The sequence below is a fragment of the Streptomyces sp. AK08-02 genome (assembly GCF_033795085.1).
GTDB lineage: Bacteria > Actinomycetota > Actinomycetes > Streptomycetales > Streptomycetaceae > Streptomyces > Streptomyces echiniscabiei.
The window spans coordinates 86,294-99,768 of the sequence record NZ_JARAZV010000002.1 but is presented as its reverse complement, the minus strand read 5'-3'; the positions used below and the strand labels follow the sequence as shown (position 1 = coordinate 99,768).

Sequence of the window (13,475 nt, the reverse complement as noted above, 5' to 3'; positions counted from 1 at the left end):
GAAGTGTCCATGCCAAGACTTTCCGGCGCGTTTCGACTCCTTCGGGGGCGGACAACCCGCACTCGTGTTACGTCCGATTGCGTGCTCATGACACGCGCGTGAAAACGCGCGCGACCCCTTGAGCAACTCCCGCGCATGACCGAGTCTTTACCTCGACCCGGCCGGAACGTGACGCTCCGGGTTGTGTCCGCGGTCCGCGGGCACCCCCCACAGACGCGCCCGCATCCAGGCGCGTGCTGCCTAAGAGGAGGACTCCCTCGTCATGGCACAACCACGCAGCAGCAAGATCAGGACCGCCGCGACCACCGTCGTGGCAGCCGCCGCTCTCGTCGGCGGACTGACCGCACTCCCCGCCCAGGCAGCCCCGGCACCCGCCGAGGGCCAGGTGCTGGCCGCCGGCTCCCCCACAGCCGTCAAGGACAGCTACATCGTCACGCTCAGGAAGACGGCGGGCCTCAAGTCCGCGTCGAGCGCCGGCAAGAGCCTGATCAAGGGGTACGGCGGCACGGTGAAGAAGACGTTCAGCACCGCGCTGAACGGCTACACGGCGACCCTCTCCGCGGCCGAGGCCCGCAGACTCGCCGCAGACCCGGCGGTGGCCACCGTCGAGCAGAACCAGACGGTGCACGTCGACGCCACGCAGACCAGCGCCCCCTGGGGCCTGGACCGCATCGACCAGGCCGCCCTGCCGCTGTCCGGTACCTACACCTACCCGGACACCGCGGGGGCCGGAGTGACGGCGTACGTCATCGACACCGGCGTACGCATCACGCACTCCCAGATCAGCGGCCGGGCCACCAACGGCTACGACGCCGTGGACGGCGACAACGTCGCCCAGGACGGCAACGGCCACGGCACGCATGTCGCCACCACCATCGCGGGCTCGACCTACGGTGTCGCCAAGGCGGCGAAGATCGTGGCGGTCCGCGTGCTCGACAACGCCGGCTCCGGCACCACGGCCGGTGTCATCGCGGGTATCGACTGGGTGACCGCGAACCACAGCGGCCCCTCGGTCGCCAACCTGTCCCTCGGCGGCGGCGCCTCCACCTCGCTGGACACGGCCGTATCCAACTCCATAGCCAGCGGCGTGACCTACGCGGTCGCGGCCGGCAACAGCAGCGCCAACGCCTCCTCCTACTCCCCCGCCCGGGTCGCGGCGGCCATCACGGTCGGCGCCACCACCAGCACGGACGCCCGGGCCAGCTACTCCAACTACGGCTCGGTCCTGGACATCTTCGCCCCGGGTTCGTCGATCACGGCCGGCTGGAACACCAGCGACACCGCGACCAACACGATCTCCGGTACGTCGATGGCCACCCCGCACGTCGCGGGCGCCGCGGCCGTCTACCTCGCGGGCCACACCTCCGCCACCCCGGCGCAGGTGGCCACGGCCCTCACCGGCGGCGCCACCACCGGCGTCGTCACCAGCCCGGGCAGCGGTTCCCCGAACCGTCTGCTGAAGCTCGTCTCCTGACACCCGGTTGACACCCGGTTCACTTCGGTGACCCGTCCGACCTGAACGGCAGTTCCCCGGAGGCAGCCGGCGCCTCCGGGGAACTCGTCCGTCCGCCCCTTCGTTCCCCTGCGGGGAACGTCGTGTACGCATTCGGGCGAGTTCGCGCGGAAGTTCCGCGTCTTGACTCGCCCGTCCCGCTGCGCGACATTGAAGCCCGGCATCCGGCGCGTCGGGGGGCAAAGTCGCCAATGCAGACCATACGCATCAAGCCATCTCCTTCCGGGAGCGGATCGGGTAGCGGTGAGCCATCGGAACAGGGGCTGGGGAAAGACCTGTTCCCGCTGATCACGGGCGTGGCCGTGGCCGTCGCGGCTGTCGGTGCGGTCCTCGCGCTGACCGACACCGTCTCACCGCTGCGCGGCCCCTTCACGCTGTTCTTCCTCCTCGCCGCACCGGCGTTCGCCGTGGGAGCCGCCCTGCGCGGACTGGAGCCGCTGGGCCGGATCGTGACCTCCGTGGCGGCGGCGGTCGCCCTCGATCTCCTGGTCGCCCAGGGCATGTTGGCCACCCACCGGTGGTCGGTCCGCGGTGGAGTCGTGACCGTGACCGTGATCAGCTCACTGATCCTCCTGCTGGTTCTGGTACGACGACGCGGCCGTACGGCGAGAAGACGGACCTCCTGACGTGGCTGGTGACGTGACCCGTAACCCGACACCCGATGTGACCCTCACCGTGCACCGCCCCGGCGAACTGACCGCCGCGGACCGGGCCGCCTGGACGGCGCTGCAGGCCAAGGCCCATCTGCACGGCACTCCCGAACTGGCGAATCCCTTCCTGTCCCCGGAGTTCACGCTCGCCGTCGGCCGCTGCAGACGTGGCGTACGTATCGCGGTGCTCCACGAGGACGGGGAGCCGGCCGCGTTCTTCCCGTTCCAGAGATCCGCCACCGGCGTCGGCCGGGCGATCGGGCTCGGCGTCTCCGACTGCCAGGGGCTGGTGCACCGCCCCGGATTCGCCTGGGAGGCACGGGAGTTGCTGCGGGGCTGCGGGCTCGCGGTGTGGGAGTTCGACCATCTGGTGGGCGGCCAGGCACCGTTCGAGGCCGGGGCCTCCGGCACCTTCCCGTCACCGGTGATGGACGTCGACCAGGGCTACGAGACCTATCTGGCCGGCCTCAGGGCGCGCTCCCCCAAGTTCACGCGTACGACGCTCGCCAAGGAGCGCCGGCTCGGCCGGGACGCCGGCGAGGTCCGCTACGTCCACGACGAGCGGGATCCCGAGGCGCTGGCCGTGCTGATGGCCTGGAAGTCCGCCCAGTACCGCAGGACCGGGCGCAGCGACCGGTTCGCGCACCCCTGGATCACCCGGCTCGTGCAACAGCTCTTCCACACCCGTTCCGACCCGTTCGCGGGTGTCCTGTCGGTGCTCTACGCCGGCGGGAAGCCGGTCGCCGCCCACTTCGGGCTGCGTACGGAACGCGTGCTGGCCTGCTGGTTCCCGGCGTACGACCCGGCGTACTCGAAGTACTCGCCGGGGCTGATCCTGCATCTGCGGATGGCCGAGGCGGCCGCCGCCGACGGAATCGCGTACCTGGATCTGGGCCGGGGGCAGAAGGAGTACAAGGACTCCCTGAAGACCCGTGAACTCCTGGTGTCCGAGGGATGGGTGACACGACTCCATCCGGTGGCGGTCGGGCACCGGGCGCGACGTGCTCCGGTGCGGGCGCTGCGCAATGTGGTGCTGTCCCGGCCGGAGCTCTTCGAGCCGGCGGACAGGGCGCTGAAACGGATGGGGCAGCTCCGTTCCAAAAATGGATCAAAGTAGTTGCGTAACGGTCAAACCAACAAAAACGTGTGACCTTGTTTCAGGTCTTGCCATAAGGACGTATTCGTCAATACCGTCGTACATCTCACCCGCATCGGTACGTCGTCCTGTGACTCAGGGGAGGGCTCAGGGTCCACGACGGCCGTCGGAGCGGGACGCGGTAGGGGGGTGCCGTGCTCGGGGGACGCGAGTTCCGCCGGGCCGTGCCGCGAAACCGACCACCGGGCAAGGGTGTTCGGCCAGTTTTGCCAGCTCACCGGCATGCACATGAGACATCAGGAGACCGATACGGAGGATCCATTCGCATGCCGTAGGTGAGAACCCCCCTTTCGAACCGGACAAAGAGCCGGGCCGCCCGGGGGAGGGCGGTCCACCGGACGAGAGGGACCAGACTCATGAGTTCCGTTCTGCGACCGGCGATACCGGGCCAGGAGCCCGCGACCGCCGACCCGCAACCGATCACGGCCGACGTGTACCGGCCGATCTCCTCCCACCTGGCGATCACGCCACCGGTGAGTGTGGTGATCCCCGCCATGAACGAGGCGGAGAACCTGCCGTACGTCTTCAAGACGCTGCCCGACTGGATCCACGAAGTGGTCCTGGTCGACGGCAACTCCACCGACGACACCGTCGAGGTCGCCCGCGGGCTGTGGCCCGACGTCAAGGTGGTCGAGCAGCGGGGCAAGGGCAAGGGGGACGCCCTGATCACCGGGTTCGAGGCCTGCACCGGCGACATCATCGTGATGGTCGACGCGGACGGCTCGGCGGACGGCAACGAGATCGTGTCGTACGTCTCCGCGCTCGTCTCGGGCGCCGACTTCGCCAAGGGCTCCCGCTTCGCCAACGGCGGCGGCACCGACGACATGACGCCCGTCCGCAAGCTCGGCAACTGGGCGCTGTGCACGGTCGTCAACAAGAAGTTCGGCGCCCGCTACACCGATCTCTGCTACGGCTACAACGCGTTCTGGCGACACTGCCTCGACAAGATCGACCTCGACTGCACCGGATTCGAGATCGAGACCCTGATCAACATCCGGGTGGTCAAGGCGGGGCTCAAGGTGCAGGAGATCCCGAGCCACGAGTACCTCCGTATCCACGGCGCGAGCAATCTCCGGGCCGTGCGCGACGGACTGCGTGTCCTGCGGGTGATCCTGAAGGAGCGCTCCAACCGGCGTGACCTGCGCGGCCGTTCGCACTCCCGTGTGCTCAGCGCGAGCCAGGGAGAGGCGTCTTGAACGAGCCGCACGTCTCGGTGGTCGTCTGCGTCTACACCGAGGACCGCTGGGAGGACATCCTCGCGGCGGTCGCCTCGGTGCGGGCGCAGTCACGGCCGGCCCTGGAGACACTTCTGGTCGTCGACCACAACCGGGCTCTGCTGGAGCGGCTGGCCAAGGAGTACAAGGAGACCGCCGAGGTACGGGTGCTCGCCAACGCGGGCCCGCGCGGCCTGTCGGCCGGCCGCAACACCGGGATCGCCGCCTCGCACGGCGGGATCATCGCCTTCCTGGACGACGACGCCGTGGCCGAACGCGACTGGCTGCGCCATTTCGCCGAGGGGTACGCGGACCCCCTGGTGATGGCCGTCGGCGGCCGTACGATGCCGATCTGGGCGTCGGGCCGCCGCCCGGCCTGGTTCCCCGAGGAGTTCGACTGGGTGGTGGGCTGCACGTACAAGGGGCTGCCGCCGGGGCGGGTGCGGGTCCGCAACGTGCTCGGCGGGAACGCCTCCTTCCGGCGTACGGCCTTCGACGCGGCCGGCGGTTTCGCCACCGGTATCGGCCGGGACGGCGACAAGAGGCCGCTGGGCGGTGAGGAGACGGAGCTGTGCATCCGGCTCGCCCGGGCCAGACCGGACGCGGTGCTGCTGATCGACGACCGTGCGGTGATCCACCACCGGGTACCCGAGGTACGTGAGCACTTCGGGTACTTCCGCGCCCGCACCTACGCCGAGGGCCTGTCGAAGGCGCTGGTCGCCCGAAGTGTGGGTGCGGACAAGGGACTTGAGTCCGAACGCAGGTACACCACCCGGGTGCTGCCCGCCGGGGTCGCGCGCGGTCTGCGCGACGCCCTGCTGGCCCGGCCGGGCGGCGCGGGCCGGGCGGGCGCGATCGTCGCCGGGGTACTGACGGCGGCGGGCGGGTACGTCCTGGGGAGCCTGCGGGCGCGCCGGGCCGGGGCCACGTTCACGGTCGTGGAGATCGAGAGCGCGGTGCGGACCGAGGGAGGGGACCCGCGATGACCGACACACGCGTACCGATCCTCATGTACCACTCCGTCGCCACCGAGCCGAACGACGCCACCAGGACCCTGTCGGTGACCCCCGAGGCGTTCGCCGAACAGCTGGCATGGCTGGCCGAGCGAGGCTTCACCCCGCTCGACACGGCTGAACTGGCGGCGAGTTGGCGGTCAGGGCGGCCACTTCCCGCGCGCCCGGTGCTGATCACCTTCGACGACGGCTACGAGGGGGTGCACAGACACGCGCTGCCGGTGCTCGCCAAGCACGGTTTCCCGGCCACGCTGTTCGTGTCGACGGGCTGGCTGAAGGGCCCGTACGACACCGGAGGCGGCCTCGACACCATGCTCGACTGGGATCAGGTGCGCGAACTCGCGGGCAGCGGCGTCGAGATGGGCGGCCACAGCCATACGCACCCGCAGCTGGACCAGCTCGACGACGACGCGCTGCGCTTCGAGCTGACCCGCTGCCGGGACCTCGTCGCCGACCAACTCGGCGCCGTACCCGCGTCGTTCGCGTACCCGTACGGCTACTCCAGCCGCCGGGTGCGGGCGGCGGTGCGGGCGGCCGGGTTCGCCCAGGCGCTCGCCGTCGGCAACGGTCTGGCGCGCCGGGAGCAGGGCCCGTACGCCCTGCGACGCGTCACCGTGCGCCGCTCCACCGGTATCGAGGAGTTCGCGCGGCTGGCCGAAGGCCGGTCCGTCGCCCGCGACTTCGCCCGGGACCGCGCCCTCACCAAGGGGTACGCCATGGTCCGCAGAGCACGTCAGGTCCGCCGGAAGGCCATCCGTTCCCGTGTCTGACACGACGACCACACCCGAGACCGAGGCCGCCTCGCCCAAGGCGACGACACCCGAGCGGCGTCCGGGGCGGCGGCTGCGGCTGCCCGGCCTCGGCAGGGGCCGGAGGGGCGGCAGCCAGCTGTTCCGCAACGCCTACGCGCTGATGCTCAACACCGGCATCTCCGCCGTGCTCGGGCTCGGCTTCTGGCTGGCCGCCGCCCGCTACTACTCCGAGTCGGCGGTCGGCCAGAGCTCCGCCGCGATCGCCGCGATGAAGCTCCTCGCCGGTCTCACGGCGGTGACGCTGACGGGCGCGCTGGCCCGCTTCATCCCGGTCGCGGGCCGCGCCACCGGACGGCTCATCTTCCGTACGTACGCGGGCAGTTCGGTGATCGTGGCGCTGGCGGGTGGCGTCTTCCTGCTCACGCTGGACAGCTGGGGGCCGTCGTACCGGTTCCTGCACGGGCCGGTGCCCGCCCTCGGGTTCGTCGGCGCCGTCGTCCTGTGGAACCTGCTCACTCTCCAGGACGGGGTGCTGACCGGGCTGCGCAGCGCGCTGTGGGTGCCTGTCGGCAACACGGCGTTCTCGGCGGTCAAGCTGGGGCTGCTGGTCGCCTTCGCGGCGGCGATCCCGACGAGCGGTGTCTTCGTCTCCTGGGTCGCCGCCATCGCCATGTCCGTACTTCCGCTCGGCTGGCTGGTGTTCCGCAGGCTGGTGCCCCGGCACGTCAAGGCGACCGAGGAGCACGCGAAACCGCCGACGCTGAAGGAGATCGGCCGGTTCCTGGCGGGTGACTACACGGGGTCGCTGTTCTCCCTGGCGGTGGTCTACCTGGTGCCGGTGATCGTCGCCTCGCAGGTCAGCTCCGCCGACAACGCCTACTTCTACATCACCACCACCATCGGCGGCACGGTCAACCTGCTCGCCATCAACATGGGCGCCTCCCTGACCGTCGAGGGCTCGCACGATCCGGCCCGGCTCGCCGCCAACACCCGGGCCGCGCTCAGACGTATGGCGCGGATCATGCTGCCGGTCGCGGGGGTGCTGTTCTTCGGGGCGCCCCGGATCCTGGCTGTCTTCGGCTCGGGCTACGCGGACGCGGCGACCTCGCTGCTGCGCTGGTTCGCGGTCGGCGCGGTGCTGCGGGTCGTCATGGAGACGTACTTCGCGGTGCTGCGTGCTCAGAGCCGTACGGCCGGACTCGCCTGGATGCAGGGCCTGTTGTGCGTCCTGGTGCTCGGTCTGACACTGCTGCTGCTCCCCCGGATGGGGCTGACCGGAGCGGGCGTCGCGGAGATCTCGTCCCTCGCGGTGATCGTCACGCTCGCCGCACCCCGGCTGTACCGGACGGTCAGGGCTGCGCCGGCCGACCCCGTCCCCGAGGACACGGCGCCGGACGGCGACCTGGCCGACCTGGCGGCGGTCTCCCGGGGGCGCGGACAGGGGTGGGCGGCGCGTTCACCGGACTCGGACACGCTCGCGCTCGGCGTCCGTCCCGACTTCGACCACCAGGAACGCCGCCCGGACGTCCGCCCGGGGCCGGGGACCCCGCCCACCGGAACACCGGCGCCGCGTGCGGACCACCGGCCGACCTGGGCCCTGAAACAGGTGGGGCCCGAGGCCCTGGGGCTGCCGGCCCCCGGCGCGTCCCAGGGGCCAGCCGTCCCGGCGGACTCGGACGCCGAACTCGTACGCGCCGCACAGGCCTCCCTCATACGGGAGTTGCGCACCCCACACACCTCACCGGCCCCGCCGCCACCGCCTCCGCTCTCACCGCGCGCACGTCTGCGGCCCACCCTCGGCGGAGTGTTCCTCGGCGGTCTGCTGATCGCCGCACTCCTGCTGTACTGGCTGCCCGCGTCCCGCCTCGACGAGGCGGACCTCGACCGGATGGGCGGGCTCGGGCTGGTCTCCGTGCTGCCGCTGCCGACGCTGGCCGGGGCCGCGCTGCTGGTCGTGGTGTTCGCGTCGCTGCTGTGGGGGAACCGGGAACACCGGACGCTGCTGGCCCTCACGCTGCTCGCGACCGTCGTGTCACTGCACGCGCTGCCCGCGGTGATCGAGGCCGAACCACGGTTCGCGACGGCCTGGCAGCACCTCGGGTTCATCGACTACATCGACCGGACCGGGACCGCCGTACCGGACCTGGACGCGCGCTGGAGCTGGCCGGGATTCTTCGCCGGTGCCGCGTTCGTGGCGAAGGCCTGCGGAGTCGGTGATCTCACCGAGGTCATCCGCTGGTGGCCGCTGACCATGCAACTCCTCTATCTGGCGCCGCTGTTCCTGCTGACGCGCTCAGTGCGGGCGAGCTGGCGCGCCAAGTGGACCGGCGTGTGGATCTTCGTCCTGAGCGGCTGGGTGGGCCAGGACTACTTCTCCCCGCAGGGCTTCACCTATCTCCTCTATCTGGTGTTCGTGGCGATCCTGCTGGTGTGGTTCCGGGCGCCCCGGGTGCTGTGGGCGAAGGTGCGGCCCGGCGAGGCCGAGGTCGAGCCGACGAACCGCCGCCAACAGGCCGTGCTGTTGACCGTGTTGATCGCACTGTTCGCGGCGACGGTGCCGGCCCACCAGCTGACGCCGTTCGTGATGCTGGGCGTGCTGGGAGTCCTGGTCCTGATCGGGAAGTCCGAACTGCGGGGCCTGCCCATCCTGTTCGGTGTCATCGTCGCGGTCTGGGTCGGTTTCATGGCCGAGCCCTACTGGTCGGGGCACTTCGACGAACTCTTCGGCGGGATGGGCGGCGTGGGCGGCAATGTGTCGTCGAGCGTCTCCGGCCGTATCCAGGGCGGCAGTTCGACGCACAAGCTGGTCCTCTACACGCGTGTCCTGCTGGCCGGCGGGGTCATGACCCTCGCCTGCTACGGCTGGTGGCGCCGCCGCGACCACAAGTACCGGGAACGCTCGCTGCTCGTCCTCACCTTCGTCCCGTTCCTGGGCTTCGGCATGCAGTCGTACGGCGGTGAAATGGCCCTGCGCGTCTTCATGTTCGCCCTGCCCGGAGCGGCCCTGCTCGCCGCGCTCGCCCTCTTCCCGCGCACCGGGGTCACCCCGAAAGAACGGGAACGGGACCGGATCAGCCTCGCCCCACTGGCGGCACTGATGGCGGGCCTGGTCCTCATGGGCGGCTTCCTGGTGGCCCGTTGGGGCAACGAGCCCTTCGAACGGACCCGCCCCGGCGAGGTCGCCGCGATGAACTACGTCTACGCGCACGACGATCCGACCGTACGGCTGCTGTGGCTGAGCAACGACCTCCTCGACAACGTGACACCGGCGCTGCCCTGGGGCGCCCGGGACATGGAGAAGGTGCGCTACGAGCCGACGCCGGCGCCGGCCGACCCGGTGCTGGTGTCGGGGCTGGTGAAGGCACTCAAGGACGCGGGCCCCAACTCGTATCTGATGGTCAACCGCAGCCAGGTCGTCTATCTCCGGCTGGACGTGGGCTACTCGGCGACCTGGGAGAAACGGCTGCTCCAGAACCTGGACGGGCGGGACGAGTTGAAGAAGGTGTTCGTCAACTCCGACGTCACGATGTACGCGCTGCGGCAACCACCGGAGGGCCCGGTCGCGAAGGCCGATCCCGGGCCGATCGGTCCCCAGGTGACATGGACGCCGTGGTCGGTGGTGGGCGGCCTGGCGGCCGTCGCCCTGATCCTGCTCCTCACGGCCCGGGAGGCGGTACGGGTCGCGGTACGGCCGGGGATCCGGCAACTCCGCCTGCTGCAGAGCAGCTTCTGGTTCTCGCTGCCACTGCTGGCGGTGCTGCTGGCCTCACTGGTGCAGCGGTTCCTGACGATGAAGTAGCCGTGCGGAAAGGGAGGTCGGCGAGAGGGAGACGTGGGTGAGATGGCTCAGCGGGTCAACGGCGGATCAACGGCTGAGCCACTTCACCTCGTACGCGCCCATAGTGAACCTCTTCCCGTCGACCTGTGCGTCTATCTTCCGGTCCAGGACGTTGACGACGAGGACGGCCCTGTCGTCGGCGAGCACCCGCACGTTGGGCACGTCGTCCGGGGCCACCGGCACGGTCCGGTACTCCGTGCCCGGCGGGAAGGCGGCGCCGAACCGGGAGACCAGGTCGTACATGGGAAGTGCCGCGCCCCCGCTGCCGGTTGAGGTAGGAGTCCACAGACAGCCGGCGCATCCGGCGCCTTTCTCCTCCTCGGGGTTCCAGTAGAAGCCGGAGGAGGCGCCGCCCTCGGCCATCGCGATCAGACCGGCGGCCTGGACGGCCTCTCGGTGGGTCTCGGACCAGCCCGCGCGGTCGTCGTCGGCGTCGGCGGGCTCGACGTAGTACTCGGCCCACCACAGCGGCAGTCCGCGTGTACGGGCGCGCACCCACTCACCGACGGCGGTGAACTTGTCGGTCGCCGCGAACTCGTCGGGCAGCAGTTCGTCGTCCTGGGTGTAACTGGAGCCGTCCACGACGACGAAATCGGCCCCCGCCTTGTTGGTGTTCCAGTAGTCGAAGGCGTCGAGAATCCGCTGGTCCATGGCGCCCCAGGGCCCCTTGAAGGTCGTGGAGGCATCCTGTTTCTGCCGTGGGTCGAGACTGTCCATGACGAGGTACGGCCCGCCGACCATGATGTCCTTGTCGACCTTCTTCAGAGCCTTGTAGACGAGGTTGTACAGCTCGGTGTACCCCTCGTAGTCCCAGCGGGCCGCGGTGTTGTTCCAGAAGCCCTTGAACTCGTTCCACACGATGAAGTGGCGTACGTCGGGATAACGCCTGGCGACGGTCGCGGCGAGCGCCGCGAAGTCCTTGTAGTGGGCGCGCTCCGGGGCGGTCTCCAGGGCGGACTGGCTCCAGTCGGTGTTGTCCGAGCCGGACCTGCCGCCCTTCATCCAGTCCGGGGCGCAGCACAGGGTGACCACGGGGGTGGCGCCGGAGGCCCGCATGAAGTCGATACGGCGATCCATCTCGGTGAAGTCGTAACGCCCCTTCACCGGCTCGGGGTTGCCGGCGCCCCAGCCCATGATGTGCTGGTTCTGCGGCAGCCCGGCGTCCTTCGACAGCAGCCCCTCGACCCGCTCGGTGGCCGACCCGTCGCCCTCGTCGGCGCTGAACTGGGTGTGGGTGAAGCCCCACCCGACGTCCGGCTTCGACCAGGCGGGCGAGGAGGCGGACGGTGTGCCGTGCACCTTGTCGCCGTCGCGGGAGGTGCCCGCGGTGCTGCCGCCGTTCGACGGCAGCGTGTGGAGCAGGGTCAGGACCAGGGCCAGCGCGGCGGCCCCCACCCCGAGCAGGGCGGTGAGCTGCCACCGCCGAGCGCCCGAATTCCACCCATGACGTCCCATCAAGGGCAACAGTAACCGCGGGGCACGGGCGGAGGGCAGGCCTCCGCGGCACACAGCCCGGTAACAGAAGGCGGACGTAACGGACGCGCGGGCCGAAGGCGCCGCACTCGGCGGCAATCGGCGCGCACCACGGAAACCGGGTGCACCGGGCGCCCTGGTGCCGGATCATTGCCGCATGCCTGCTAACCCACACGACGCGCTGCCGATCCGGCTCAACGTCGACGACAGCGACTCCCCGTCCGACGTCGTCGACGCGCTGTTCCTCGGCCGCTTCGCGACGGGCGAGCAGCCGTACTCCCACGCGGCGAACATCGACCGCGTACGGTCCGGGGCGACCCTCCTCCCGCCGGGCGCCCGTGTGCTGCGCTCCGCCCGCGACGACGACCGCAGTGCCACGCTGGCGGAGGGCGACGGCTGGACCCTCCTGGTGTCCCGCTGGAACCACGGCGCCGACGTCACGGTGACGGCGACCAGTTCCGAGCTGGCCGCGAAGGTCCTCGGCCAGACGACGGACGGAGCGACGGACGAGCCCGAACCCCAGCCGGAGAACGTGACGATGGGCTTCTGGTACGTGTCCCCGCGCCGGGGCCCGCACCGCACGACCCGCCAGATCTCGGCGGGCACCTGGGACGAGGTCCGCGCCAACTACACCGCGCCGGTGGCCGACGCGATGGACGGCCTGATGAAGACGACCCCGGAGGACATCGCGGGCCGCCTCCTCCTGCTCCACGGGCCGCCCGGGACCGGCAAGACGTCCGCGCTGCGCACGCTGGCCCGTTCCTGGCGGGACTGGTGCCAGGTGGACTGCGTACTGGACCCCGAGCGCCTGTTCTCCGACGTCGGCTATCTGATGGACATCGCGATCGGCGAGGAGGACAGCACGGGCAAGGGCCGCTGGCGGCTGCTCCTGCTGGAGGACTGCGACGAGCTGATCAGGGGCGAGGCGAAGCACACGGCGGGCCAGGCCCTCTCCCGCCTCCTCAACCTGACGGACGGTCTCCTCGGCCAGGGCCGCAACGTCCTGGTGGGTGTGACGACCAACGAGGACCTGGAACGCCTCCACCCGGCCGTCGTCCGCCCCGGCCGCTGCCTGGCCCGCATCGAGGTGGGCCCCCTGACCCGCCGAGAGGCGACGACCTGGCTGGGCACGGAAAAGGGAATCCCCCGAGAGGGCGCCACCCTGGCCGAGCTCTACGCCCTACGCAGAGGCACAACTCCCACCATGGTCCCGGACCAGAGAGAGGGAGCGGACGCGGGCCTGTACCTGTAGTCGCCGGGGCGCGCACAGGGGCGCAGCAAACCGCAGGCTTTCGAGCGGCGCACGGACCCGCGCCACGTTGAACACACCGACAACCGCAGGCATTTGAGCGACACGAGGACCCGCGCCACGTTGAACACACCGACAACCGCAGGCTTTTGAGGGGCGCGGGGAACTGCGCGACAAGCCCCCACGGCGCCGCAGCCGAATCACGACCCCTCTCACCCCTGATAAGCCGCCCGCAGGGCATCCCTGACGGCGTCGAGTGCCGCCCCCTCCCCCAGCCCCAGCCGCCGAACCTGTTCCGCGTAAGCCTGTGCGGCAACCGCCGCCCCCCTCTCCGCAGCCGAGCCCGCGGCAGCGATGTACGTTCCGTTGCGCCCCCGCGTCTCGATCACCCCGTCCGACTCCAGCGCCCGGTACGCCTTCGCCACCGTGTTCGCGGCGAGACCGAGCGACTCGGCGAGCCCCCGCACGGTAGGCAGCCGGTACCCCACGGGCAGCGTCCCGGCCCGGGCCTGCTCGGAGATCTGGGCGCGCACCTGCTCGTAGGGCGGCGCGCTGTCGTCGATGCGGATCTTCAGGGTCACGCTGCGATTGTCCCGTACCGGCCGGAAAATGAGAGG

The 13,475-nt window shown here is 70.6% G+C and carries 10 protein-coding genes; 8 read left to right on the top strand and 2 right to left on the bottom strand.

Annotation, left to right across the window (positions count from 1 at the left end):
* Positions 1-262 precede the first annotated feature (262 nt).
* The 7 genes from PV734_RS04380 to PV734_RS04350 all read left to right on the top strand — a co-directional run bounded on the left by PV734_RS04380 (position 263) and on the right by PV734_RS04350 (position 10,097).
* The gene (locus PV734_RS04380; protein WP_319288804.1) at positions 263-1,474 is read left to right on the top strand and encodes a S8 family peptidase; all 1,212 of its coding nucleotides are present in this window, start codon (positions 263-265) and stop codon (positions 1,472-1,474) included.
* A gap of 335 nt (positions 1,475-1,809) precedes the next feature.
* Positions 1,810-2,139, top strand: coding sequence for a hypothetical protein (locus PV734_RS04375; protein ID WP_319288803.1), 330 nt, complete (start codon positions 1,810-1,812; stop codon positions 2,137-2,139).
* 1 nt (position 2,140) lies between these two features.
* On the top strand, positions 2,141-3,280 hold the full coding sequence (locus tag PV734_RS04370; RefSeq protein WP_415924149.1) for a GNAT family N-acetyltransferase: 1,140 nt from the start codon (positions 2,141-2,143) through the stop codon (positions 3,278-3,280).
* Positions 3,281-3,675: 395 nt separating this feature from the next.
* Positions 3,676-4,515 carry a glycosyltransferase family 2 protein gene (locus tag PV734_RS04365; RefSeq protein ID WP_319288802.1) on the top strand — a complete coding sequence of 280 codons (840 nt, stop codon included), beginning with the start codon at positions 3,676-3,678 and terminating at the stop codon, positions 4,513-4,515.
* On the top strand, positions 4,512-5,519 hold the full coding sequence (locus PV734_RS04360) for a glycosyltransferase family 2 protein (RefSeq protein WP_319288801.1): 1,008 nt from the start codon (positions 4,512-4,514) through the stop codon (positions 5,517-5,519). Before PV734_RS04365 ends, PV734_RS04360 begins: the two co-directional genes overlap by 4 nt.
* Entirely contained in the window at positions 5,516-6,316 is an 801-nt protein-coding gene (locus tag PV734_RS04355; protein ID WP_319094231.1) for a polysaccharide deacetylase family protein, read from the top strand. Before PV734_RS04360 ends, PV734_RS04355 begins: the two co-directional genes overlap by 4 nt.
* Positions 6,309-10,097: a lipopolysaccharide biosynthesis protein gene (locus tag PV734_RS04350; RefSeq protein WP_319094232.1), complete on the top strand. Its 3,789-nt coding sequence runs from the start codon at positions 6,309-6,311 to the stop codon at positions 10,095-10,097. The genes PV734_RS04355 and PV734_RS04350 overlap by 8 nt, the downstream gene beginning before the upstream one ends.
* Before the next feature lie 66 nt (positions 10,098-10,163).
* On the opposite strand, the gene PV734_RS04345 is transcribed toward PV734_RS04350, so the two are convergent.
* Positions 10,164-11,591: a GH39 family glycosyl hydrolase gene (locus tag PV734_RS04345; RefSeq protein WP_319094233.1), complete on the bottom strand. Its 1,428-nt coding sequence runs from the start codon at positions 11,589-11,591 to the stop codon at positions 10,164-10,166.
* 175 nt (positions 11,592-11,766) lie between these two features.
* Between PV734_RS04345 and PV734_RS04340 the strand changes: the two genes are divergently transcribed.
* Positions 11,767-12,861, top strand: coding sequence for a DUF5925 domain-containing protein (locus tag PV734_RS04340; RefSeq protein WP_319198848.1), 1,095 nt, complete (start codon positions 11,767-11,769; stop codon positions 12,859-12,861).
* Positions 12,862-13,070: 209 nt separating this feature from the next.
* On the opposite strand, the gene PV734_RS04335 is transcribed toward PV734_RS04340, so the two are convergent.
* Positions 13,071-13,439 carry a GntR family transcriptional regulator gene (locus PV734_RS04335; protein ID WP_319098479.1) on the bottom strand — a complete coding sequence of 123 codons (369 nt, stop codon included), beginning with the start codon at positions 13,437-13,439 and terminating at the stop codon, positions 13,071-13,073.
* Positions 13,440-13,475: the final 36 nt, after the last annotated feature.

Coding starts and splice junctions, on each gene's coding strand:
- PV734_RS04380 (WP_319288804.1), top strand. CDS start 263: ATGGCACAACCACGCAGCAGCAAGATCAGGACCGCCGCGACCACCGTC.
- PV734_RS04365 (WP_319288802.1), top strand. CDS start 3,676: ATGAGTTCCGTTCTGCGACCGGCGATACCGGGCCAGGAGCCCGCGACC.
- PV734_RS04355 (WP_319094231.1), top strand. CDS start 5,516: ATGACCGACACACGCGTACCGATCCTCATGTACCACTCCGTCGCCACC.
- PV734_RS04345 (WP_319094233.1), bottom strand. CDS start 11,591: ATGGGACGTCATGGGTGGAATTCGGGCGCTCGGCGGTGGCAGCTCACC.
- PV734_RS04340 (WP_319198848.1), top strand. CDS start 11,767: ATGCCTGCTAACCCACACGACGCGCTGCCGATCCGGCTCAACGTCGAC.